Here is a 23,980-nt window from a genome sequence, read left to right on the forward strand (position 1 = left end):
GACTTGGAATCGGGAAAAAGAATAGCGGGGACATGCCCCCGCTATTTTCTTTTTAACCAACTCTGGTCCGATATATAGGTGCCGAATGGTTTTCTTATTCGCTGTTTATCCGTGCGTTCTCCTTTTTATTACAATCTCCTTTTCCAAATTCTAGAATTTGCTATCCATTACTATTGCTTCCTATTTGCCCGGTTCCTTTTTTATGATACTTAAAAAGTAAGGGCGATACCAAGGCCTAATCTTTCCCCGCATCATATTCAGAAATTGTACGAATTCCTGAAAATTGGAAAATTATTAGTCTCATTTTATGGTTTTCGCGTTTAAAAAAGTAGAGAACCTTTGGCTAAAAACAGTGTTGCTTAGCAACGATTTCACATGTTTCCTTCGACTGATCGGGTATCAAAAGTTGGCTTTTTTAGCGCTCTTCTAGTTTATTTGAAAATTTCCAACAGCAGGAACCCCGTAAAAACCGTCGTTGAAATGCATAGTGAGCACGGTCAAATACCAAAAAAATTAACATTTAGGTGCATTTGAACGAAAATAGCAAGCTTCAAGTTGATCAGGTTACAATTTTTCCTATGTTTGAGTATCTAATTTATAAAGCATGTAAATATAGTGTAGAACCCAAATCCCCCACTGCATGAAACCACAAACCTACAAGTACCCAAGTCATCTTTTTAAAACTGCCATGGAGCATAACCCACAAGCTCAGGCCACTTTTTTAAATCGTAAGCGTCTCGCACAGATTACCTTTCTTAATGCGTTTTATGAACGCTGAGTAATCGCGCACTTACAATCTTTTAGAACTCATTTAGCGCAGTACCCAAAGTCATTGTTTCCCTAGTGTGAAACGGCCTTTATTTTGTTCTTTGAACGAAATAGGCAATTTTTCCCTGAAAACGATGCCGAAAATCGCTTATTACGAGGTTACCCACTATCGTGAAAGGCACCGCTATGCCAAAATGCAAGTAAATTGTTCCCCCAACAATCCTACTTATTCCAAGTTTACCAAATCCACTTTGAGTATATCCCGATACCGGTTGCCGGTATGGGGATGTACTTAAAAAATCCAAGTAGCATGACCCCAAACACCCTTAAAACAGTGGTGATCGACGGCGATCGATCATTGCACCGAACGTACCGATCTTTTTTTGAAATGTATTTAGAATACGACCTCGTTGGCGTTTATAGTTCGGTTGCGGAAGCCGTAGCGGACTACAATACCGTAACGCCCGACGTCATTTTTACAGAAGTATCCTTTTCCAACGAATGTGGAATAGAGGGCATCAATCAATTTAGACGCCTAGACCCCAACGTTAAAATAATAATGCTAAGTGAAAAGAACGATTTTGAACTGGTAAAGACCGCTTTTAAAAACTCGGCCAACGGCTATTTGACCAAACCCGTAAACGAGCGTACCCTTTACAACGCATTGGATTCCATCAAAAGTGATGGTGCACCTTTGAGCAACGATATTGCCAAAAAATTGATTTCAATGTTCCAACGCAAAAAATATCGGGTCTTTTCCGATCGTGAAAACGAGGTTATTGAGTACCTGTCGCAAGGAGCGACCTATAAAACGATAGCGGAAAAACTTTTTGTTACCGCAAGCGCGATCAATTTTCACATCCAAAACATTTATTTAAAACTTGATGTCAACTCCAAATCGGAGGCCTTGCGAAAATTACGGGAATTGGATTACGCCTAAAGGCCCCAATTTTAAAAACAATATCATTTCAGATTTAAAATGGTATAAACAAGAAACTGTGCTGGCAATAAGGCTCCCTTCGAAGATGATCGAAAGGGAGCTTCATTCTTTTTTACGATGCTAACATTTAAAAAAACAAGCTTATAGCATCTGCATATTGAAGTTTTGAATATTTTTAAATAATTGAAATTGAATTACTTGAGTGTCAAATAATTTACAGTTACTTTAATTCAATATCTTTAACGGGGCGCACTTGATATTGTCGGTCCGCTACTTCCTTATTGTACCGATATGTGGCATTACCGTTTCTAAAATGCAACAGTTTGGCCTGATAATCCCCATACAGCGTGGCGCTCCAATAGAGCGTATTTGAAAAGCCTCCTTCATTGTCAGCCCCCTGGCCAATGGTATTGCGCATGGCCACCAATTCTTCCAAGGTGGGCAAACGCCAATCGGGGCCTATACGTTCCCCGGATTTTGCGGCATCTTTCCAAGGCATGGTTCCCAAGTCTTCCACATAGGCCATTTTACCGCTCCGGCCATCGGCGGCAACCGCAAAAACGATACCCCCGGAGTAATTTGACCCTAAGACCAGTTTGGTAAGTGCCTTTTTTACCGTTGAAGAATCGATGGTCATTTTCAAGGCATTCGTGGTATCCGCATGGAGCACTGGGACATTGGCATCCAAATTGCTCGGTACCGCTTTTTTAATACTGAGAAGATACCAGGCGCCAAGGGAAACAAGACCAACGCCCAATAGCGCTAGGACTAGTTTTGATACTGGCTTTTGTTTGGTTGGCGAAGCGACCGATTCCGCTCCATAATCCCTTTCCGAAAATGTATTCACGGTCTCTGTTGGATTTTCCGTTCTTGTTTTAGCTTGGCTGTCCGAAAGCGCCGCTTCCGAATAAGGTGTTTGCATCGTGTTTGTGGTATTTTCTTCATCTGATGCGGTTCCCTTGGCCTTTTGTTCCTGTTGCTGCTTCTCTAAATTTTGGTCGTTTAAAGGTGTGGCTTCCTTCGCGGAGTCGACCAATACAAGTGTCTTCAGATATTCACTTAGATGGACAAAGGCATCTTGAACGGAAATAGCGGATGTGCCGGAGATGACCTCTGGGAAAGTTCTCAGCTCTTTAAAACTAAAATCGTATTCATCCGAATTGAAATCAACATCCCAAGGACAGTCTTCAATGATGACGGGAATAACAGCGCTCCTCCCCTGCTTATGGCGATCGATGACCTGCTTAAATTCTTGCTGCCCAACAAATTTAGAATACATGAAGGCCTCGCTCAACACCAAAACAAAAACGTCCGTTTCTTCCAAGGACCATATGGTACTGGGTTTCCATAATGCGTCGGTCGCTATGGGCGAATCGTCCCAGATAACGATACTGCCATGGTCATAAAAGGGTTGCAAATGGTCCTTAAGGGAAGTTACTTTGGAAAGGTCTTCCGCTGCATAAATAATGGTAATGACTTTTTTTTGGTCCATGCGTCCTAAGTTTGGGGTTTCTTTGGAATGTTGCCTGGTTCGGTGCGGATATACTGGCGCATCGCGTCCATTAAAGATAAAAAAATAAAGTGGAACACTGTCCTAAATCGTATACGATTCAAAAAATCATTCTAACGGATACCTTCTACATCCAACGTATCCTAACCGCCAAAACGCCTTAAAACAATAGGCTCAAGAAATGAAGGTAGGCTGAAAATCTTTTTCATATCAGTACAATAAGCCTTTTATTAGAAGATCAAGTATTGTCCAGTAATGATGCTGTTGGCGCTATTAACAGAAAGAAGCGATATACTTACCGTTAATGGTCCTGATGGGCATAGTAGGTATTCAAAAGGGCCATACGCCCTTATAAATCGATATTTTTACTGCCATATGGGTCGATACCCACGAGGCATGATTCCACTTTTCCAATGGTTTCTTGCTTAATGTACCTTTCGGTATTTGTCCGGGACGATTTGTAAGCAGATAAGTGATTATCTCCCATAGCCAGTTGAAATAACTATTGATGGGCAAGGTATTGAACACCTCCGGATCAAAGTAGCTAAGATGGTAGGCAAAATGGCCGGCATCTTCATCACTATTTTCGCAAAAACACGACGGGCGATAGGTTTTTTCGTTAGCGGACCAAAATAAGGTTTTCATGAGATAGCTGTCTTCAATCCTATCGTATTCTTCAATAAAATAGCCCCGCTTTTCCTTAACGAACCGAATACCATCGGACATTTGCCCCGTTCTTAGGTCATAGGTCGAAAAAAAGTGTTGACGATTTCCCCGAACGGAGGAAAGGTCGTTTGGGCGTTACTAGTGGTCAGTTGGAAAACGATAACAAGAAAAAATAGCTTTCGGGTCATGGAGATGGGGCTGCACTTGAATTTGGAATGGAAGATAGGGATTTACTGGACTTTTACTATAGTATCTTGCACCAGACAAAGAACAATCCTCTATTAAATCAAAACAGTATTCAACTTGTAGTAAATGTTTATTCAAATCCAACTACTTCGTAATAATGCTGATAGCCTTTTGGCTCAATCATCCCTGGTATATCCCTTAATCCAGTTGGTTTTAAAATAATCAAACCAGAAAATGAAGTATAAATCTTTGGAGTGCTGATATATGTTTCTTGTTCATAACCTAGAGAAGAAAAGTTTTTATCCGCAACCCCATTACTGATTTCGGTTTTTTCTAGAATAACCAAATCACCAATTTCAATTTTATCAAAATCTTCCATTATTTCCGTGGGCAGAAAGTTATAATTCATTCCTCCAGTTAAAGACTCAAGATTTTGCACATCCAAATCAACATTTGTTAAAGATATCTGATTTCTCGTTCCTAGATATTTTGGGATATATTCAAACTTACCACGAAGGCCCTGATATGAAATTAACTTTCTCCAATTAAACCCCTCTTCTTCTAGTTTTCTTCCAATAAACAGGGAATAAGAAAAACTGTTATGATAATCGATTAAAACACTCTTGGTGCTATCTCTCGTAGTCATTTTAGCATCTGATGGCAAAAACTTAATGGGCACTCTAAAATTTAACCTCAAGTTGACCGCATCATTCAACTTTAGCTTTTTAGATGCCCTTTTCAACTCATCCAAAAGCAATTTGATTTCTTCCGAGTCCGAACGTAATTTATCAACGACCGAATCACCTTCTTTTTCTATCTTTTCAATAGTGCCAGTAGAGGTGTTTTCCAACTCCTTTAATATTTCCGAAACCCTTTGCCCAAAATTATTTGCAATTTTTGTGCCGGTACTATCTATCCTTTCCTTTATCTCCTTGTTGGACTTGTCAGCTTTGGTTTCCGCTCCTTTATGAAGCAAATAGCCCGCCATAGCGGCTAAAATTAATGATATAATCCAAGACCATGGACTAAGAAGAAAACTTTCCCACATCATTTTTATTTTCACCAAGTTAAGTTCGTTTTAACATATAAAATAATTGACTTATAAATGTGCAGATACTTGCTCAACTCATTTCTGTTTCCCACCTATTACCCCAACCACCCCTCACGGTCCAAACTCCGATATTGAATGGCCTCACCGATATGATCACCGTTTACCGTTTCGCTATGCTCCAAGTCGGCAATGGTGCGGGCCACTTTTAAAATACGATCGTAAGCACGGGCCGATAAATGCAGGCGTTCCATAGCGTTTTTCAATAGGGTTTTTGAAACATCGTCCAATGGGCAGTATTCCCGAATCTGTTTCGTATTCATCTGGGCATTGTAATGCACGTTTTCCAAGCCGGAAAAACGTGCGGTCTGGACCGCTCGCGCTGCGGTCACCCGTTGCCGTATGGCCACACTCTCCTCCCCCTTACGATCCTCGGAGAGCTTTTCAAAAGGCACCGGGGTAACTTCAACATGGATATCGATACGGTCCAACAACGGTCCCGATATCTTTCCCAAATACCGCTGCATCTCAGCGGGCGATGAGGTCACCGGGGCATCGGGGTCGTTAAAATAGCCCCCTGGACTGGGGTTCATGCTGGCTACAAGCATAAAACTACTGGGATAGGTTACCGTAAAGCGTGCCCTTGAAATGGTCACCTCCCGATCTTCCAAAGGTTGCCGCATCACTTCCAGGACCCCTCTTTTAAACTCGGGCAATTCGTCCAAAAACAACACGCCGTTGTGGGAAAGCGAAATCTCCCCGGGTTGCGGATAGGAGCCGCCGCCGACCAATGCCACATCGCTGATCGTATGGTGTGGGCTTCTAAAGGGACGTTGGCTCATAAGCCCCATATTGTTGGTTTTACCGACCACACTATGTATTTTGGTAGTTTCCAAGGCTTCGGTCATCGTCATCGGGGGTAAAATGGAGGGCAATCGTTTGGCCAACATCGTTTTCCCGGAACCGGGCGGACCGATCAGAATAATATTATGGCCTCCCGCCGCAGCGATTTCCATACAACGTTTGATGCTTTCCTGTCCTTTTACGTCCGCAAAGTCGAACTCTGGGAAATCGAGATTTTTATAAAACTCCGCCTGCATATCCACTTGTACCCGTGTCAAAGGTTCCTCCTTATCGAAATGTCCGATGACCTCGGAAATATTGGACACCCCGTATACCGTTAGACCTTCGACAATTGCAGCCTCCTTTGCATTTTCCATAGGGAGTATAAAGGCCTTGAACCCTTCTTCCTTTGCCTTTGCCGCAATGGGCAGCGCGCCTTTTATCGGTTGTAAGCTACCATCAAGGGAAAGTTCCCCCATGATAAGGTAATCTGCCAGATCATCGGCTTTAATTTGGCCAGAGGCGGTAAGAATACCAATGGCCAAGGTAAGGTCATAGGCCGAGCCTTCTTTACGCAAGTCTGCCGGTGCGAGGTTGATGGTGATTTTCTTTCCTGGAATTCTATAACCATTGTTCAATAGAGCTGCGGCAATGCGGTAGTTGCTTTCTTTTATCGCATTGTCGGGCAGTCCTACCAGATGGTATCCCACCCCAATATCTACATTGACTTCAACGGTTATGGTAGTGGCCTCTACGCCAAAAACGGCGCTTCCGAAAACTTTTGTAAGCATGTTTTGGTTGTTTCCCGGTTATTTGGTTTAAATGTAGCTTTTTTCGTTCCTATACAACAACTAATTCTGGTCGTTTTTATAAAGGATATTATGAAAAAGCAAGCGGGAAAAACACTTGTTGAAAAAAGGGCTTATTCGTTGTCCGGAACCAGCAGTAGCATCGATTCCGAACTGTTTTGGATCTCCTGTTTGTTGAGCAGCATTTTACGGAACTTCCCCTGCACATACATTTCCGCCTGGTCCTTATAGTGCTTGCTCAACGGATTTCCGGACTGTCCGGTGGGAAGGATGCTGTGACTGTTTTCGACATCCGAAAAGTCAATGACCCTCCTGGTGGACGGTCCTGAGCTTACGTTGTACATTCCGTCACCATCGTAGCCGAACGCCAGGTTATTGATTACCTCCCTACTACCGCCTACGGGAAATGGGCCTACATTGAAAAACGAGCGCAGCGCTTCTATTTGGCCGATAGGATGTCCATGCTCCAAGGTATGCACCTTCTCCCACTTCCAATCATCCATTTCGGGCCCCAAGGTGGTATTGAGGGCTGCCAAGGTTTCCTGAAAAGAGCGTTGTACGATGTCCTGTTTCGACTCTTTTTTTCCGCTAGTAGATACATCGTCCCACCAAATGGACTCCTGTGTATCCGCCATCGGGGCAATCAATCGTTTAAGCAAATGTGTCGCCAGCAATTCCTTGAAAAGAGGTTCTCCCAATTCGTCTTCAAAAATATTTTTCACAAAAAAGTAGATCCATCGGGTGTACAAGGTCGCCTCGCTACTGTTCAATTGATAGTTACCGTCCCATGCGGTCAGCCGGTCTAAAATTTTTAACTGTCGTTCATCCAGTTGCTCCACATCGATATCCTTTGCCATATCGGTCAGTACGGACGGGTCTACGGCAGAAGTTACGTCTACCAACATTTCTTGAATGCCCTCACGGTCCCAATCGTCCCGTGTTGCCAAAAGCGCTTCGATACGTTTTGCCCTATTTTCCGGAAGATAATAGCCCGGATACAGCATTCCGGCAATAGAATCCGGTTGATTGTTCGCGGAATACACATAACGCCAAGGGGGATTTTTAGCTTTTGGGTTTTGCGAAAAAGGCAGAAAGTCCTTTTTTTCGAAAAATCCATACTCCCGTTCCTGTATCAATTTGGTGTTGACACTGTCGGGAATGTTATAAAGCTTGCCACAAGCCCACCAAGCAACATTTCCCGCCGCATCCCCGTACATTACATTAAGTCCCGGTGCGTGAATTTTCGGTAGGGCCGCTTCAAACGCATCGATCGTTTTTGCGTGGGACATTCCATACAGGGCATCCAGTACGGTATTCTGTTCTTGTGTATAGATCCACCACATGGCAACGGGCCGTTCTCCTCTAACCTGATCGGTAATACCGTTCATTATAGGACCACGGACGGTCTTTTTATAGGTAAAACTATGGGGTTTTGCATCCTTGACCTTTATTTCCTTGGTCACATACTCATAACGGTTCCATAAGGACTTATACCGGTACTTGGTGCTGTCCCGGGGGTGGTTTTCCTCAAAAAAGAAATCTACATCGTCATTTTCGAACATGGTAAGCCCATATGCCATGCTACGATCGTGCGCCAATAGCGGAAAGGGCACTCCGGCCAAATAGTAACCATATTTCTCATAGGTTGGGGTGTTCAGATGGGCTTCGTACCATACCGAGGGCTGCGAAAATCCGATATGGGGATCGTTGGCGAAAATAACTTTTCCGTTTTTTGCTTTTTGAGGTCCTACTACCCAGCTGTTACTACCTTCGAACAAAGGGATAGATAACTTTTTTAAGGACTCGAAAACTCCGGATACCAATTGATCGGAAACGGTGTCGTTCTGCCGGGACGGATAATTTTGAATCCACTTCGTATTGGGGTCACTACCCATTTGTAAATCCGTAAGATAGGCCGGCCCCAGCGTATCCTTGATACGGGTAAGCAAAGGGTCGGTCTTATGGGCCATAGCAAAGCTAAAGGACATATACCCCAAGATGTTGTAGACGTCCTTTACCTCGAACGGTCGTTTCTCAAGGCCGGTAAGGTAAAACTCAACAGGTGTGGGCCCTTCTTCCATAAAAGCGTTCACTCCCTTTATATACGCTTTCATTAGGGCGAACGCCTTACTATCCGGGTCGAGGGTAGCAGCCGTTTTTTCAGAAGCATCGTCAATCCCCAAAGCAAGAAAAAAGCGGTCGGTTTTTAATAGGTCCTTACCAAAAATTTCGGACAGTCCGCCGTTCCCGACGCGACGCAGCAACTCCATTTGCCATAGCCGATCTTGGGCGTGTACATAGCCCAATGCCTGCATGGCATCGGTTTCCGTATCGGCGTACAAATGGGGTATTCCATAGGTATCGAAATAGACAGAAACTTCCTTCCCAAGACCTTTGAGGTCCTTCTCCCCATCATAATCGGGCCGTAACGAATAACCAAAAAGAAATATACCTATAACAAGGACCAAAATGACTCCCAAAGTCCAAGCCGCTACTTTTTTAAATCGCTTCATGCATTGCTAAATCTTGTAGAAAGATAAGCAACTCGTCTGTGGTTTCCGAGGGGTTCGTATGTTTTCGAGGACAGAAATACAATGGCTGATAAGAAATTATCACAGTCCTACATTTGATGTTGTTTTTATTCAAAAAAAAGAAGGTGAATAATTACAAATGCTTTATCAGCAGTTATTTGTGGATCATAGCGGCCTATCGGAACAAATAAATTACGGCCTGAGCTGTAAGGCTTCGGACCTATAGGTTTCCAAACCTTGTACAAGCCAATTTTTATACTCGTTGGTATCCGTTTTTTGGATGGCGCTGTTCAAAACATTCATATCTGGTGACAGCAGCACATAGTAAGGTTGCGATGCCACTCCAAAATTGACGGTCTGAAAGGTTCCCCATTTTTGACCCACGGTTTCAATGCTTTTCACACGCCCCGATTCGTATTTAAAATCGAAACGCGCTTCTTCTGGTAATTCCGCGCTATCGTCCACGTAAAGCGATATCAGCACGTAGTCGTTATTAATCATTGGAAATACCTCCGTATCGCTCCAAACATTTTCCTCCATATCCCTACAATTAGAGCATGCCCATCCGGTAAAATCGAGCAATATGGGCTTTCCGAGCTTTTTTGCATGGGCCACTCCGGTATCAAAATCCTTAAAACAATCGATTCCCAAGGGGCAGCTATTCTCTTGCTCTTGAAGACTATAAAAATCGGGCGGCAAAAGCCCGCTCAACAGTTTTAAGGGCACAATTTTGGCCATACCGAGCGTTAAAAAGAATGCAAAAGCGATACTGACCGCCCCCAGGCCTTTACGGATCTTTGAAGCGGGTTGTTTTGGCCCATCATGCGGAAATTTAAAGAACCCAAAGAGATAGGCGCCCATCAACAAAAACAGAACGATCCAAATCGCCAGAAAAACCTCTCGCTTTAATAGCCCCCAGTGTCCGACCAAATCTGCATTGGAAAGGAATTTAAAGGCCAATGCCAGCTCCAAAAAACCAAGGATAACTTTTACGGTGGTCATCCATCCTCCCGATTTTGGCAAGGAGTTCAGCCATGCCGGAAAAAGTGCGAACAAAGCGAAGGGCAAGGCCAATGCCGTCCCAAAACCGATCATGCCCGCCGAGAGGTTTGTGGCCACGTCGCCCTGTGCCAATGCGGTACTGCCCAAAAGTCCTCCCAAAATAGGTCCGGTACACGAAAAAGAGACGATGGCCAAGGTAACCGCCATAAAAAAGATGCCCAATACGCCGCCGGCCCTTGCCGATGCCGCATCCATCTTATTGGCCCAGGAATTTGGAAGCGTCAGTTCGTAGTAGCCAAAAAACGAAAACGCAAAAAACAGGAAGAGTATGAAAAATGCCAAATTTAACCATACGTTGGTGGCAATGGTGTTCAATATTTGGGAATCCACAGAATCGAAAAGGTGGAACGGTAGACTCAACAATCCATAAATGACCACGATAAAAACCCCATAAAGCACGGCATTGGTTATTCCCTTTGCCTTCGCTTGCGACTGTTTGGTAAAAAAAGAAACGGTCAAGGGTATCATTGGAAATACGCATGGCGTGAGCAAGGCGATGAGCCCACCCAAAAAACCAAGTCCAAAAATGGTCCAAATACCCGAGCCGGAGGCGCTATCGATTTCCGTTACTGTCGTCAATCGTTCGGCATTGGTCAAATCGAGCTTTAGCGCTTCGCCCAAGCGTATGCTCCGTTCGTCCAGGTTTTTCTCCTCGCTTTCCACAGGAGCGCCGTTGAGGGAAAAATCGAACGCTATCTCCTCCCCGATACAAACCTCTTTACACACCTGATAGAAGAGACTCACGGTGACTTGCCCTACTTCTGGTTTCAAAAGCACGATCCGTTGCGTAAAAACGGCTTTCTTTTTAAAAAAGGTTTCCTCTAGATCAAAGGCATCGCTATATTCCGTAATGGTTTCACTTTCTTCGGTCTTTCCGATCAGCCGATAGTCGACCCCCTCTTTTTCAAAGGTAAATTCACTAGGGAAGGAACCCCCCTCGGCAGTGTACTGCGAATACACATGCCATCCTTCCGCAATGTTCCCGGTTATCGTCAAATCGTATTCCGTTTCCGATATTTTCTCAAAATCGTGATTCCATGTCACCGGCGTGTCATCATCTTGTGAAAATGATAATAAATTACTTACTAGCAATATGATAAATACAATTATCTTATTCATTTATTTAATATAAACTTTACAATTTCCTTGCTTTTGGGCCGGGCCAAAAACCTTCGGTCCGCTCGTCGCCCGATAACCCAAACGATTTGGTCCTCCGAGCAAAGTAGCCATTGGCGTTCCCTGGACAACCTGTCCATTTTGACGTCCTTAAAATACTTTGCAAGCTTTTTTTTGCCTTGCATTCCCAAGGGGTAAAAATAGTCGCCCTTTTGCCATTTCCTTACCGTTAACGGGTATTTTAACGTGTTTTTGTCCAGATATAGTGTGTTTGCGTTCTTTTCAGTACAATATTCGGAGCGCTCTATGGTCATGGTTATCGGCACCTTCACAGCGCTATCCCCTTCATGAATGGAATACATGGTATGGTCCGATGGCATAATGGGGCTTAGCAGCAGGTTTTCATGTGCCCGAACCAAACGATGCGTGTTGGAACGGACCTCTTTACCGCTTTGGCCATGCAGTAATTTTTCAATATCCGTCCAAGCGGTAAAGCCGTAAGAATGAAAAAGCAGGTGCAGGTAGGCCCCAATGGGCTTTAATTGGCTTAGTTCGGTAATAGGGATCACCGTGTTGCCGTCCGCTTGTTTCATCAAGCGACCCTTTATCTCCGTTGCATGCGCTTCCATAACGGAGACGGTATCTGTCAGATAGTGCTGCGTTTTTAAAAAATTGTCCAAAAAAGTCGGATGCAGTTCTTTTAGGGACGGAACAATATCATGCCGTATTTTGTTTCGCAAGTACTTTTTCTCGGCGTTCGTGCGGTCTTCCCTCCACTCCACCTGATGTTTTTTGGCGTAATCCATGATTGCCGTCCTTGAAAAAACAAGCAAGGGCCTGGCAATGGTTTCCGTTTTTGCGGGTATTCCACCCAGTCCTTTGATGCCCGTACCTCTGGAGAGATTGATTAAAAAGGTCTCCAAGGCATCATCGGCATGATGTGCCGTAACCACATGGGAAAGGCCGTGTTCTTGTAGCAAATCGGCAAACCACTGGTAACGAAGCACTCTTGCCGACACTTGAATCGACACTTTATTTCGTTTAGAATAACCAGCTGTATCAAAATCTCTTATGTAAAATGATTTCTTATATTTTTCCGCCAAATTCCGTACGAACAGCGCATCCGAGAGGCTATCCTCGTCCCTGAGCTGAAAATTGGCATGGGCAATGGAGAAATTCAATTTGCTTCTTTGGCATAGGTCTACAAGCACGCTACTATCCAGCCCCGCGCTACAGGCCAACAAAAAAGGTTGTGATAGCAATTCGGAAAAATGCAGGCGTATATGGTCTTGAAACTGATCTAACACAATGTAAAGTTACTTAGAATTCGCTTCCCCCTGCGTTAAATGGACATTCCGTTCGGTCAGCCATTTTTTTACCAGGGCCAACATTTCTTTGCTCGAGCGATCATGGTGCAATTCATGCAATCCGTCGAGCAGATGCAATTCCGTGAGCTGGGCACCTTCATGAAAGGCCTGCGTTGCCGTAGCATCTATGATAGGGTCCTCTTTTCCATGAAGCAACAATGTCGGCACTTTAAGCTTATGGGCATTGGCAATCGCCCAAATACCGGCCTCCATAACGGGAAAGGAGTACATCGGGCTCACCTTGTCGTGAACAAGGGGGTCGTTGCTATACCGTTTCACTTCCGAAGCGATACTCGAAATCCCGTTGGGGTCGAGCCCGGAGCTCAGGGTAAGCGACGGCCACAAGCGCAGCAAAAGCTTCCCAAGACCCATTTTCCATTTCGGAGGAGCGAAGGCAAGTCGTAAATAGGGGCTGGTGGCGATAATACCGGTTATTTTAGGTGCTTCTCGAAGCGCCAAATTAAGCACTAGATTACCCCCCATACTGTGTCCGTACAAATAAACAGGTACATCTGGGTATAAATCGATCGCCTTGTCTAAAACACGTTCTAAAATATGTAGTAACGCAGGATAGCTTGGGCAATGCCCCCGCTTGCCACCAGAAAGACCATGACCGATGTTGTCATACAGAACTACCGCCAAATCAGATTCAAGGAGTGTGGGTACAACGGATTGAACGTATCGGCCCGAGTGCCCTCCAAAACCATGAACAACCACAGCAACCCCTTTAGGGCGTTCTGGAGCATGATGAAAAAAAGCGATAGTCGCTCCATAGGCCTCAAAACTCGATTTCTTTAATTCCATAAGATCAATTGTTTAAGGAAGCATCCGACCGTACTGTTTTCAAGGGAGTATCTTCCAGCACCTGTCGCATCGCCTTTGCCTTTAGCAAACACTCCTCGTATTCCTTTTCCGGAATCGCTTTGGCGGTGATGGCACTGCCTACGGAAAATGAAACATACCGATTGGTATCATTATACAGTATACTGCGGATAACCACATTAAAATCAAAGTCTCCGGATGGTGTAAAGTACCCCACTGCACCGCTATACACGCCCCGTTTGAAGGACTCCAACGCTTCGATGATCTGCATAGCCGATACCTTTGGCGCCCCGGTCATGCTCCCCATGGGAAAAGTGTTTTTTAATAAGGTTACCGGATCCTGGTCATCATGGACCTTTGCGCTCACAGTAGAAATCATTTGGTGTACCTGTTCAAAAGAAGTCACTTCACAAAGCGCCTCTACCGTTACGCTTCCCAACAATGCGGTCTTGGAAAGGTCGTTCCGCACCAGGTCGACGATCATGATGTTTTCCGCACGTTCTTTTTCATCCTGTTCCAACGCTTTTTTCAAGGCATTGTCGCGTGCCACGTCCTTGGCCCTTTTAGCCGTTCCCTTGATCGGTTGGGAAATGACCGTTTGGCCGTGTTTTTTCAAATACCGCTCAGGCGACGCACAAAGCAAATACCGCTCGTTCAACCGTAAAAAACAGGAAAACGGGGCTTTTGAGATGGAATTCAGCTTCAAATAGGTCCTTAAAGGGTCAATTCGCGTGTTTTCGGCATAAAACTCTTGACAAAAATTGGCCTCGTACAAATCCCCGCGATGAATATGGCGCAACAATTGTTTCGCCCTGCGGTGGTATTCATCTTTAAAAATGCGCATTTTAATACGGATGTCCTTCGAAACCGTCGGTTTCATTGGAAAGTCCGTTCGTTGCCTCCGAATGCTATTAAAATCGGCCTCAATATCGTTTTGTACGGCATGCGTGTAGTAAAACCATGCTTGGTCACCTTTTATGGCCACAACCTTTTTGGGGCAAAAGAAATGCAATTCTGGAAAGCCAAGACCATCATGGTTATGGGAGTTCAAGGCTTCCACGTCGTTTTTAAGGTCATAGGACAGGTATCCAAAAAGCCAGTCCGGATTGGACTTTTGGTATGCCTGCAGTTTTTTAAAGGCATCGGTTACACCGGTGCGCAACTCGCTTTGCGCATCTACCGCCAAAAGGCCCTCAAAGTTGCCAAAACGGTCTTGGTGCTGGTTGCTGTCCAGCCAGCTCAACTCTCGAAACTGCGTCGCCCATTGCAACAGCCGATTTTTGAAGTCCGGAATATCGGCGATGGTAAAAACGACTTCTCTCCTCAAAAAACTAGAGTTTGGATAAAAAGATCTGTAATTTTTCCGCTTGCTCTTCTTTTAAGGAAGCGTTTGTAATACCCTTGGCGCCATCAAAATTATCACGGAACGACGGAAGCGAAAAGCTAACTACCACTTCTGCTCCCAAACGCTCTAAAAGGGCCTGTCCCGATCGTAACGCGGAACTTCCGCCCCCTTTGCCCGGGGATGTGGCCAAAAGATATACCTGTTTCCCTGTTAAAAGTTTTCGGTCTACCCGAGAAAGCCAATCGATTAAGTTTTTGAAATAAGCGGAAGGGAGGCCGTTGTGTTCATTAACGGCGATCAGCAATCCTGCAGCGCTTTCGATATCGTCCCGCAGCTCTATCAAGGAATTGGAATACCCATGCTCCCGCTCATAGTCTTCGCTATACATGGGAAAAGGATAATTGACCATATTCAATAACTGTAGCGGATGGTCCTGGATGTCCGCGCTTACCGTTTTTATCAACTTAAAATTTATGGAAGTGGAGGAATTACTGCCGGCGAAAGCCAATATTTTAGCCATGGTATGCGTTTATCAATTTCATACATCGAAAATACCGCAAAATAAACAGACTTGTCGACAATTTGACTAATTTTGCGCGTTGAAACATCCAAACCCCCTATTGCACAAGTATATAGGATGACGGAACTAGTCAACAGGTACGCTCCGAAAAATAGAGGTTCGGAAGTGTAAGGACCAAAGTGTAGAAGCCATACGCGTGGAAAACAAGACCGCAAGACTATATTTTATCGACGCCATAAGGGCGTGGGCCATATTGATGATGCTACAAGGGCATTTTATCGATGGGCTATTGGACCCGATTTTTCGGGACAACAACAACACGGTCTTTGCTGTATGGAAATACTTTAGGGGCATCACCGCACCGGTCTTCTTTACGGTTTCGGGTTTTATCTTTACCTATTTGCTGGTCAAGGGAGATGTTCGGGGCTTTGACAATCCCAGGGTCAAAAAAGGCATACGTCGTGGCTTGCAATTGCTGCTCATCGGTTATTTGCTCCGTATGAACTTTCTGGGGCTGTTGCATGGCGAGATTTACGATTCTTTTTATTTGGTGGATGTGTTGCATTGCATCGGTTTTTCGATTCTTGGAATCATTACATTATATCTCCTCACTTCCCAACGGAACCATCGAATTCTTCCACTATTGTTGTTGGGGATAACCCTAGTGTTGTTCGTTTTTGAGCCTGCCTATAAAAACCTGCAATGGAGTTGGTTGCCGCAACTTTTTGAAAACTACCTCACCAAGGCGAACGGATCGGTATTTACTATTTTCCCTTGGTTCGGTTACGCTACTTTCGGAGGGTTTTTATCCTTACTGTTTCGACGTTTTGGAACCTTTCGGCACGTATACCCAGTGGCGATTCTTAGCGCTGTCGCTATGGGTAGCCTTTTAATATTCTATTCTTCGGATTTCTTTTTATGGATATCCAAGACATTTGATATACAGATTTTTGCGGACGTTTTCTTCAATAATTACTTATTTATACGTTTGGGAGATGTCTTCTTGGTCTTTGCGCTTTTTATGATGGCCAGAAACGTTTTGAAAAACAAAACGCTCCTCAAAATTGGCCAGAGCACTTTATCCATTTATATCATCCACTTTATCATTCTCTATGGTAGTTTCACCGGACTGGGTATTTATCGCTTTTTTCACCATGCGGTGCCGCCTTTCGTTGTAATTCCGGGTGCGATGCTGTTCATGTTGGGTTGTACCTATCTGGCATTGCGCTACGAGGACAGGAAAGTCGCCATTAAAGGTAATATAGCTATAGTGTTGCAATTGTGCTGGAGTAAAATCGAACAAGTTTTTGCCATTTTGATAGAAGCCATAAAAACAATTGCGGTACGTTTACTCCGACTGATTGGCTTTGCCAAAGGTTAGGTTGCCGTGCCCTACCGGTACACTTTTCCGCAACAGCAACGCTGACCTTCTTAAAACAGTATTGGTTTTCCCGATTTAAGGTGGTCCGTTGTCGAATAATTTCTTTTTGTATATTTCCGCTAAATAAAAGCCTGTTTAAACCAAGATAACACTTTACTTATGTCAAATAAAGATTTTAGTCCGATAAACGTGCCTTTGGAAAAGGGAAAACGCTATGCATGGTGTACCTGTGGGTATAGTGAAAACCAACCTTTATGTGACGGTGGCCATCGTGCTAAAGATGCCACCGGACCGTTGCGTTTTGAGGCCGAAGAAGATAAAGAGGCTTGGTTGTGTACCTGTAAACGGACGAAAAACCCACCTTTTTGTGATGGATCGCATAATGCCTAAGGATGCTTCGGCGCTATCGGTCCTGCACAAGAAATGGTTGTTATACCATTTTAACTTTGAAATAGCACAAATAAATCGCTTCCTTTTATTCTCTTCGTTATCATCAAATATGGAGCGCACGGTCTTCCGTGGCGGCGAGGGCTGCTTCTTTCACCGCTTCCGCGTAGGTGGGATGCGCATGGCTCATTCTGGCAATATCCTCTGCCGAGGCCCGGAATTCCATTGCGGTTACCGCCTCAGTAATCAAATCCGCACAACGTGCCCCGATCATATGCACCCCAAGGACTTCATCTGTCTCCTTATCGGCCAAAATCTTTACAAAGCCATCGATATCCATACTGGCACGGGAACGTCCCAACGCCCGCATAGGAAACTGTCCGGATTTATAGGCAATACCCGCCGTTTTCAGTTCTTCTTCGGTTTTCCCTACCGCAGCGACCTCTGGCCAAGTGTATACCACGCCAGGAATCAGGTTATAGTCGATATGCGGTTTCTGTCCCGCCATAATTTCTGCTACCAAAGTTCCTTCTTCTTCTGCCTTATGGGCCAACATGGCTCCCCTTACCACATCACCTATGGCATAGATGTTGGGCACATTGGTCTGTAACTGTTCATTAACGGCGATCATTCCCCGTTCGCCCATTTCAACACCGGCAGCGGCTACATTAAGCCCATCGGTATAAGGTTTTCTACCCACGGAAACCAGACAATAATCAGCGGTAAAAGAGACTTCCTCGCCCTTTTTGTTGTCCGCGGTAACCACGACCTCGTCTCCTTTTCGGGTAACGGATTTAACTTGATGCGAGAGCTGAAAAGAGACTTTTTGCTTTTTCATCACCTTCATCAGTTCTTTGGATAGTGCGGCATCCATACCCGGTATGATCCTATCCATATATTCCACCACCGTAACCTGGGAGCCCAATCGTTTATAAACCTGTCCCAGTTCAAGGCCGATGACCCCACCGCCTATTATGACCAAATGCTTTGGAATTTCCTTCAGCTTCAAAGCTTCCGTGGAGGTGATGACCCGTTCTTTGTCTATAGTGATGAAAGGCAAACTTGCCGGTTTGGAACCTGTGGCAATGATGGTATTGGTAGCCGCAATGGTTTCCGTTTTCCCATCGTTCTTTTTAATATCGATATGCGTGGCATCCTTAAAACTACCGACGCCCTCATATACCGTAATCTTATTTTTATCCATCAAAAATTGAATGCCCTTGGTGGTCATATCGACAACGCCCTGCTTTCTAGAAATCATTTTTTCAAGATTCACCTTTACCTCCCCGGGTATTTCAATACCATGCTCCTCAAAATGTTTTACCGCGTCCTCATAGTGATGGGAAGAATCCAATAATGCCTTGGAAGGAATACAACCAACGTTTAAACAAGTACCCCCGAGTGTACTGTACTTTTCTATTATCGCGGTCTTCATCCCCAACTGGGCACAACGGATTGCTGCTACATATCCACCTGGACCTGAACCTATTACGGCTACATCGTATTGCGTCATATTTATCTTTCTTTATTACGGACTAATTAATGGTTACAAAAATACGAATGTTTTGGCTCAGGGCAATACCCAATCTAGCAGTGTCCTGTATATGGTAATGGCACTAGAACCCACAATGATAGGAAGGGAGTTCCCGAACAGCATCCGATAGGTTTTTGAAGATATGTATTTGAAAAAACCTACCATCAACGATAACGGAAAAGAGCGACAACAAACAGGGAACCGTATGCCGATCAAAACTAGCGCAATATAGCTTCGGCTTAACATTTCCGCTTGCAAGACCCGGTACATTATCGTAATATTAGCTACCACTAAACGGAACAACGATGCAAAGTAACGATATGAACCCAAATGGTCCCGAAAACGAGAACATCGTCGAAAATAAGGAAGTCAGTATCTTGGAAGCCCTTATTCCCGTGGTACTGCTCGTTGCGATGTTGTTCTATAACGTGATATTCGCCGACGGGGCGGCCTTGGGAGATTATTCCAATCAGTATATTCTTTTGATCGGAGGCGTTTTTGCCGCTATCGTAGGGCTGTTCAACAAAGTGTCCATAAAAACAATGTTCACGGAAATAGTGGAGAACCTTAAAAGTGTTTTTGTTCCGATTATGATCTTGTTCTTTGTTGGGGCGCTTGCCGGTACGTGGCTGGTCAGTGGTATTATACCGGCCATGGTTTACTACGGGCTGCAGGTACTTAGTCCGACCATTTTTTTACCGGCTTCCGTGATTATTGCGGCCCTTATCTCGATTGCGACGGGAAGTTCGTGGACCACCTCCGCTACAGTGGGCATTGCACTTGTCGGCATCGGCAGTGCGTTGGGAATCGCTCCTGGAATGATTGCCGGTGCCGTAATATCCGGCGCTTATTTTGGGGATAAAATGTCCCCTTTGAGCGATACCACCAATCTTGCCCCTGCAATGGCCGGTACCGATCTTTTTACGCACATTAGGTATATGGCGTTCACTACGGTGCCCACTATTTTGATTACCTTGGGCGTATTCGCCATAATCAGTTTAAATATGGATACCACCGGCAGTGCCGACATTAGCGGGCTATTGACCACTATTGCGGCTACCTTCAACATTACGCCATATCTGTTTATCGTTCCGGGTGTTGTCATCGCCCTGATCCTTTTGAAAACAAAACCATTGATCGCTTTGGGAGCCGGAATAGCCCTAGCGGCCGGTTTTGCCTTATTTTTTCAGGAAAACATATTACTGGGGCTTTCGGAGACCCCGGTGAACGCCGTTTTTCAGTCGATACTTACCGATACGTCCATTGCAACGGACAACGAAAAACTGAACGAACTGTTTAGCGCCGGTGGCATGAAGGGAATGTTATGGACAATATTCCTTATCTGTTGCGCCATGGTCTTTGGGGGTATTATGGACGGCATTGGCGCGTTATCCAAAATAACCAAAGCGCTATTATCGATAGCATCCTCCGTTTTTGGCCTTTTTGCAAGTACCGTTATCAGCTGCTTGGGATTGAACGCTATCGCCAGTGATCAATATTTAGCATTGGTCATTCCCGGAAAAATGTTTAAAAAGGCATATCAGGACAAGGGCCTCGCCCCGGAAAATCTAAGCCGTACCTTGGAGGATTCCGGTACGGTCACCTCGGTGCTTATCCCATGGAACACCTGTGGCGCATACCAATCGGGCGTTCTCGGTGTGGGAACCGGCGAATATTTTATGTACGCTATTTTCAATTACCTGAGCCCTTTTACCACGCTCTTTTTTGCGGCACTGCGAATCAAAATAAGAACCTTGAAGCTCACCACCTAACCTTTCCGGCTTGGAATTTTTGTTCGCTTACCTCCTTAATACGCCATATATTTTATAATTTCACCCAAAATTTTATAACATTATGGCAACAGTAACATTAAAAGGAAACCCAATACATACTTCGGGCGAGCTCCCTACCGCAGGAAGCGCCGCACCGGATTTTCAACTTGTAAAAAATGACCTTTCCGAGGCCAGTTTGAAGGACTATAGTGGTAAAAAGGTGGTTTTGAACGTATTTCCCAGCATCGATACGGGTACCTGTGCACAATCGGTACGACAGTTTAACAAAGAAGCAGCAAATTTGGACAATACCGTGGTATTGTGCGTATCAAAAGACCTTCCCTTTGCCCAGGCCCGTTTTTGTGGCGCCGAAGGAATAGAAAATGTGGAAATGTTGTCCGATTTTCGAAATGGCAATTTTGGAGCATCCTATGGCCTTTCTTTTTCTGATGGCCCATTGGCGCCATTACATTCTAGGGCCGTAGTGGTCATTGATGAAAGTGGAAAAGTGGTGCATACCGAACAAGTGGGTGAGATCGTGGATGAGCCCAACTACGCAAGTGCCTTAGAAGCGTTGGCCAATGCCTAAGGAATCGTTCGTTAAAAACCGTATAAAAAGTGTGGGCTTCGCGTTACGTGGAGCCTTCCTTTTGTTGCGTACGGAAGCCAGCATCAAAATTCAGCTATTCATCGCCATTGTAATGACCGCTGCCGGTTTTTACTTTAATATTTCCGCAACGGAGTGGATCTTACAGGTTTTTGCGATAGGAATGGTCATGGGCCTGGAGGGATTGAATACCGCCGTAGAAAAAATAGCGGACTTTATACATCCCGAGTACGATGCGAAAATCGGGTTTATAAAAGATATCGCCGCGGGAGCCGTTATGATTGTATCCATCGCCGCCACTATCATTGGCGCCATCATTTACTTACCGAAGATTTTTTAAACAGCTTTAGGGGCTAAATTTGTACTTTTGCCCTAAGAACCCAAACTTTAATGGCAAAGAAGGCGACAAAGACAAAGTCAAGATCCACCAAAAAAACAAGCACTTTTACACTATCCAAGCAAAATAAAATCATCTTGGGCAGTTTGCTGATGCTCTTAAGTGTAGCACTTTTCTTTTCGTTCGTTTCCTTTTATTTTACCTGGCAGGAGGATCAAAGCCTATTGAGCGAGTTCGGAGATCGTAACGCCGAGGCTGAAAACCTGTTGAATAAATTTGGGGCGACCATCAGCCATTTGGTCATGTACCAAGGTTTTGGAGTGGCATCGCTCATCATCACGGGGCTTCTTTTTATGACCGGTGTTTACCTGTTTTTAAGTTTGGAAAAACGGGGCCTATTGAAAAAATGGGTATGGGGCCTGTTGTTGATGATATGGTTGTCCATTGCACTGGGCTTTTTCGCCAAGGATCTTCCGGTATTAGGGGGTATCGTAGGGTTTGAAATGAATGACTTTTTACAGGACTATACCGGAAAAATCGGAGTTTTTCTGTTGCTCCTCTTTGGAATCATTTTTATTGCGGTACGCTTTTTCGATTTTAATCCGGAAAAGGCTTGGTCCACCATACAGGGAGGTGCGGCGGCAATAAAAACAAAACCGAAGAAAACGCCCAAGACTACCGATGAGCGTACTTCGCTGGCCCTAGATCTGGAAGACGAGAAACCCGTGGTTATCGACACTTACACGCATAAAAAGGACATTCCGCCCTTATCGCCCGAGGTGGATACCAAGCCTTTGGAAGTCGCCCAACCCGTTGAAGAGGAAACCACCGATGATTTGGCCATGGAAGTGGAAAAGGTGGTCGAGGAAAAGGAAGAGCACGATAATATCTCCGAAAAGCTTGTAGCGGATTTTGGGGAGTTCGATCCCACGCTCGAATTGGGCAGTTATAAGTTCCCGACCCTGGAGCTGCTGGACCAGCACGGCGTAACCGGTGGTATTACCATAAATCAGGAAGAGTTAGAGGACAATAAGAATAAAATTGTAGAAACCTTAAAAAATTACAAGATAGGAATCGCCCAGATCAAGGCGACCATTGGCCCTACCGTAACGCTTTATGAAATTGTTCCCGATGCCGGTGTACGTATCTCAAAAATCAAAAACCTTGAAGATGATATCGCCCTGTCGTTAGCCGCCTTGGGAATCCGGATTATCGCACCCATTCCCGGTAAGGGCACCATAGGTATTGAGGTGCCCAATAAAAATGCGACCATTGTATCGATGCGTTCGGTAATTGCGTCCAGCAAGTTTCAAAAAGCGGAAATGCAGTTGCCTATCGCTTTTGGAAAAACCATTAGCAACGAAACCTTTGTGGTAGATTTGGCAAAAATGCCCCACTTGCTCATGGCAGGGGCTACGGGACAAGGGAAATCGGTAGGGCTGAACGCCGTATTGACCTCCTTGCTCTATAAAAAACATCCTGCGGAAGTCAAATTCGTATTGGTCGATCCCAAAAAAGTAGAATTAACGCTCTTTAATAAAATAGAGCGCCACTTTTTGGCAAAACTACCGGATTCGGAAGATGCCATTATTACGGACAATACAAAGGTGATCAACACCTTGAACTCGCTTTGTATCGAAATGGACAATCGATACGAGTTGTTGAAATTGGCCATGGTCCGTAATCTAAAGGAATACAACGTCAAATTTAAATCCAGAAAATTAAACCCGAACGACGGGCATAAATTTCTACCTTACATTGTATTGGTCATCGACGAGTTCGCCGATCTGATCATGACGGCAGGTAAGGAGGTAGAAACGCCCATTGCCCGTTTGGCGCAGCTGGCGCGTGCTATTGGTATTCATTTGATCATTGCTACCCAGCGCCCTTCGGTGAACGTCATTACCGGTATCATAAAAGCAAACTTTCCGGCCCGGATCGCTTTTCGGGTAACCTCCAAAATCGATTCCAGGACCATTTTGGATGCCCAAGGGGCCGACCAGTTGATCGGTAGAGGTGATATGCTGTATACGCAAGGAAACGATGTTACACGGATACAATGTGCTTTTGTGGATACCCCGGAAGTTGAAAAAATAACGGAATATATCGGGTCACAGCGGGGATATCCGGACGCTCATGAGCTGCCGGAATACGTTGGTGAAGATTCTGGCACAAGTATTGATTATGAAATATCGGAAAGGGATTCCAAGTTCCGGGAAGCTGCCGAAGTGATCGTAACGGCGCAACAGGGATCTGCCTCATTGATCCAACGAAAATTGAAGTTGGGCTATAACAGGGCCGGTCGGATCGTCGATCAGTTGGAAGCTGCAGGAATTGTAGGACCTTTTGAAGGAAGTAAGGCACGGCAGGTGCTCGTACAGGATTTAACAAGTTTACAGTTATTATTGGATAATGAAAAAAACTAAACC

The 23,980-nt window shown here is 44.8% G+C and carries 18 protein-coding genes; 7 read left to right on the forward strand and 11 right to left on the reverse strand.

All coding sequences use genetic code 11. The features are described from left to right. Positions 1-1,078 precede the first annotated feature (1,078 nt). Positions 1,079-1,708 carry a response regulator transcription factor gene (locus ACRD7P_RS07250; RefSeq protein ID WP_430906878.1) on the forward strand — a complete coding sequence of 210 codons (630 nt, stop codon included), beginning with the start codon at positions 1,079-1,081 and terminating at the stop codon, positions 1,706-1,708. A 220-nt stretch (positions 1,709-1,928) separates the two neighbouring features. Here the strand turns inward: ACRD7P_RS07250 and ACRD7P_RS07255 are convergent, their stop codons facing one another. From ACRD7P_RS07255 to ACRD7P_RS07300, 10 genes are all read right to left on the reverse strand, one after another. Next, entirely contained in the window at positions 1,929-3,200 is a 1,272-nt protein-coding gene (locus ACRD7P_RS07255; RefSeq protein ID WP_430906879.1) for a TIR domain-containing protein, read from the reverse strand. 348 nt (positions 3,201-3,548) lie between these two features. Next, a complete protein-coding gene (locus ACRD7P_RS07260) occupies positions 3,549-3,944 on the reverse strand; it encodes a hypothetical protein (RefSeq protein ID WP_430906880.1) in 396 nt (131 codons plus the stop codon). Positions 3,945-4,200: 256 nt separating this feature from the next. Then, the gene (locus tag ACRD7P_RS07265; RefSeq protein ID WP_430906881.1) at positions 4,201-5,136 is read right to left on the reverse strand and encodes a hypothetical protein; all 936 of its coding nucleotides are present in this window, start codon (positions 5,134-5,136) and stop codon (positions 4,201-4,203) included. An 80-nt stretch (positions 5,137-5,216) separates the two neighbouring features. Further along, positions 5,217-6,752, reverse strand: coding sequence for a YifB family Mg chelatase-like AAA ATPase (locus ACRD7P_RS07270; protein WP_430906882.1), 1,536 nt, complete (start codon positions 6,750-6,752; stop codon positions 5,217-5,219). A gap of 131 nt (positions 6,753-6,883) precedes the next feature. Then, positions 6,884-9,283, reverse strand: a complete 2,400-nt coding sequence (locus tag ACRD7P_RS07275; RefSeq protein ID WP_430906883.1) for a penicillin acylase family protein — start codon at positions 9,281-9,283, stop codon at positions 6,884-6,886. A 210-nt stretch (positions 9,284-9,493) separates the two neighbouring features. Beyond that, the gene (locus tag ACRD7P_RS07280; protein WP_430906884.1) at positions 9,494-11,482 is read right to left on the reverse strand and encodes a protein-disulfide reductase DsbD family protein; all 1,989 of its coding nucleotides are present in this window, start codon (positions 11,480-11,482) and stop codon (positions 9,494-9,496) included. After that, complete coding sequence (tilS, locus tag ACRD7P_RS07285) at positions 11,479-12,786, reverse strand: tRNA lysidine(34) synthetase TilS (RefSeq protein ID WP_430906885.1); 1,308 nt, start codon at positions 12,784-12,786, stop codon at positions 11,479-11,481. The genes ACRD7P_RS07280 and tilS overlap by 4 nt, the downstream gene beginning before the upstream one ends. Before the next feature lie 9 nt (positions 12,787-12,795). Further along, positions 12,796-13,650 (reverse strand): lysophospholipase, encoded by an 855-nt coding sequence (locus ACRD7P_RS07290; protein WP_430906886.1) that lies wholly within the window; start codon positions 13,648-13,650, stop codon positions 12,796-12,798. Between the two features lie 4 nt (positions 13,651-13,654). Then, positions 13,655-14,995, reverse strand: a complete 1,341-nt coding sequence (locus ACRD7P_RS07295) for an anthranilate synthase component I family protein (RefSeq protein WP_430906887.1) — start codon at positions 14,993-14,995, stop codon at positions 13,655-13,657. 4 nt (positions 14,996-14,999) lie between these two features. Beyond that, the gene (locus ACRD7P_RS07300; protein ID WP_430906888.1) at positions 15,000-15,533 is read right to left on the reverse strand and encodes an NADPH-dependent FMN reductase; all 534 of its coding nucleotides are present in this window, start codon (positions 15,531-15,533) and stop codon (positions 15,000-15,002) included. 196 nt (positions 15,534-15,729) lie between these two features. Here ACRD7P_RS07300 and ACRD7P_RS07305 point away from each other — a divergent pair, with 196 nt between their 5' ends. Continuing rightward, the gene (locus ACRD7P_RS07305; protein WP_430906889.1) at positions 15,730-16,914 is read left to right on the forward strand and encodes an acyltransferase family protein; all 1,185 of its coding nucleotides are present in this window, start codon (positions 15,730-15,732) and stop codon (positions 16,912-16,914) included. 159 nt (positions 16,915-17,073) lie between these two features. Continuing rightward, positions 17,074-17,304: a CDGSH iron-sulfur domain-containing protein gene (locus tag ACRD7P_RS07310; RefSeq protein WP_430906890.1), complete on the forward strand. Its 231-nt coding sequence runs from the start codon at positions 17,074-17,076 to the stop codon at positions 17,302-17,304. Positions 17,305-17,407: 103 nt separating this feature from the next. On the opposite strand, the gene lpdA is transcribed toward ACRD7P_RS07310, so the two are convergent. Further along, a complete protein-coding gene (lpdA, locus tag ACRD7P_RS07315) occupies positions 17,408-18,814 on the reverse strand; it encodes a dihydrolipoyl dehydrogenase (protein WP_430906891.1) in 1,407 nt (468 codons plus the stop codon). 326 nt (positions 18,815-19,140) lie between these two features. Between lpdA and ACRD7P_RS07320 the strand changes: the two genes are divergently transcribed. From ACRD7P_RS07320 to ACRD7P_RS07335, 4 genes are all read left to right on the forward strand, one after another. After that, the gene (locus ACRD7P_RS07320; protein ID WP_430906892.1) at positions 19,141-20,607 is read left to right on the forward strand and encodes a Na+/H+ antiporter NhaC family protein; all 1,467 of its coding nucleotides are present in this window, start codon (positions 19,141-19,143) and stop codon (positions 20,605-20,607) included. A gap of 82 nt (positions 20,608-20,689) precedes the next feature. Then, complete coding sequence (tpx, locus tag ACRD7P_RS07325) at positions 20,690-21,196, forward strand: thiol peroxidase (RefSeq protein WP_430906893.1); 507 nt, start codon at positions 20,690-20,692, stop codon at positions 21,194-21,196. After that, positions 21,189-21,554, forward strand: coding sequence for a diacylglycerol kinase (locus ACRD7P_RS07330; protein ID WP_430906894.1), 366 nt, complete (start codon positions 21,189-21,191; stop codon positions 21,552-21,554). The genes tpx and ACRD7P_RS07330 overlap by 8 nt, the downstream gene beginning before the upstream one ends. Before the next feature lie 50 nt (positions 21,555-21,604). Beyond that, entirely contained in the window at positions 21,605-23,977 is a 2,373-nt protein-coding gene (locus ACRD7P_RS07335; protein WP_430906895.1) for a DNA translocase FtsK, read from the forward strand. The last annotated feature ends 3 nt before the right edge of the window (positions 23,978-23,980 follow it).

This window comes from Maribacter sp. 2-571 (assembly GCF_050589625.1).
Taxonomy (GTDB): domain Bacteria; phylum Bacteroidota; class Bacteroidia; order Flavobacteriales; family Flavobacteriaceae; genus Pelagihabitans.

Excerpts from the sequence above, each read along its gene's own strand:
- ACRD7P_RS07290 (WP_430906886.1), bottom strand. The coding sequence starts at position 13,650 with ATGGAATTAAAGAAATCGAGTTTTGAGGCCTATGGAGCGACTATCGCT.
- ACRD7P_RS07300 (WP_430906888.1), bottom strand. The coding sequence starts at position 15,533 with ATGGCTAAAATATTGGCTTTCGCCGGCAGTAATTCCTCCACTTCCATA.
- ACRD7P_RS07330 (WP_430906894.1), top strand. The coding sequence starts at position 21,189 with ATGCCTAAGGAATCGTTCGTTAAAAACCGTATAAAAAGTGTGGGCTTC.
- ACRD7P_RS07310 (WP_430906890.1), top strand. The coding sequence starts at position 17,074 with ATGTCAAATAAAGATTTTAGTCCGATAAACGTGCCTTTGGAAAAGGGA.
- ACRD7P_RS07270 (WP_430906882.1), bottom strand. The coding sequence starts at position 6,752 with ATGCTTACAAAAGTTTTCGGAAGCGCCGTTTTTGGCGTAGAGGCCACT.
- ACRD7P_RS07255 (WP_430906879.1), bottom strand. The coding sequence starts at position 3,200 with ATGGACCAAAAAAAAGTCATTACCATTATTTATGCAGCGGAAGACCTT.
- ACRD7P_RS07335 (WP_430906895.1), top strand. The coding sequence starts at position 21,605 with ATGGCAAAGAAGGCGACAAAGACAAAGTCAAGATCCACCAAAAAAACA.
- ACRD7P_RS07275 (WP_430906883.1), bottom strand. The coding sequence starts at position 9,283 with ATGAAGCGATTTAAAAAAGTAGCGGCTTGGACTTTGGGAGTCATTTTG.
- ACRD7P_RS07280 (WP_430906884.1), bottom strand. The coding sequence starts at position 11,482 with ATGAATAAGATAATTGTATTTATCATATTGCTAGTAAGTAATTTATTA.
- ACRD7P_RS07250 (WP_430906878.1), top strand. The coding sequence starts at position 1,079 with ATGACCCCAAACACCCTTAAAACAGTGGTGATCGACGGCGATCGATCA.
- lpdA (WP_430906891.1), bottom strand. The coding sequence starts at position 18,814 with ATGACGCAATACGATGTAGCCGTAATAGGTTCAGGTCCAGGTGGATAT.
- ACRD7P_RS07260 (WP_430906880.1), bottom strand. The coding sequence starts at position 3,944 with ATGTCCGATGGTATTCGGTTCGTTAAGGAAAAGCGGGGCTATTTTATT.
- ACRD7P_RS07320 (WP_430906892.1), top strand. The coding sequence starts at position 19,141 with ATGCAAAGTAACGATATGAACCCAAATGGTCCCGAAAACGAGAACATC.
- tpx (WP_430906893.1), top strand. The coding sequence starts at position 20,690 with ATGGCAACAGTAACATTAAAAGGAAACCCAATACATACTTCGGGCGAG.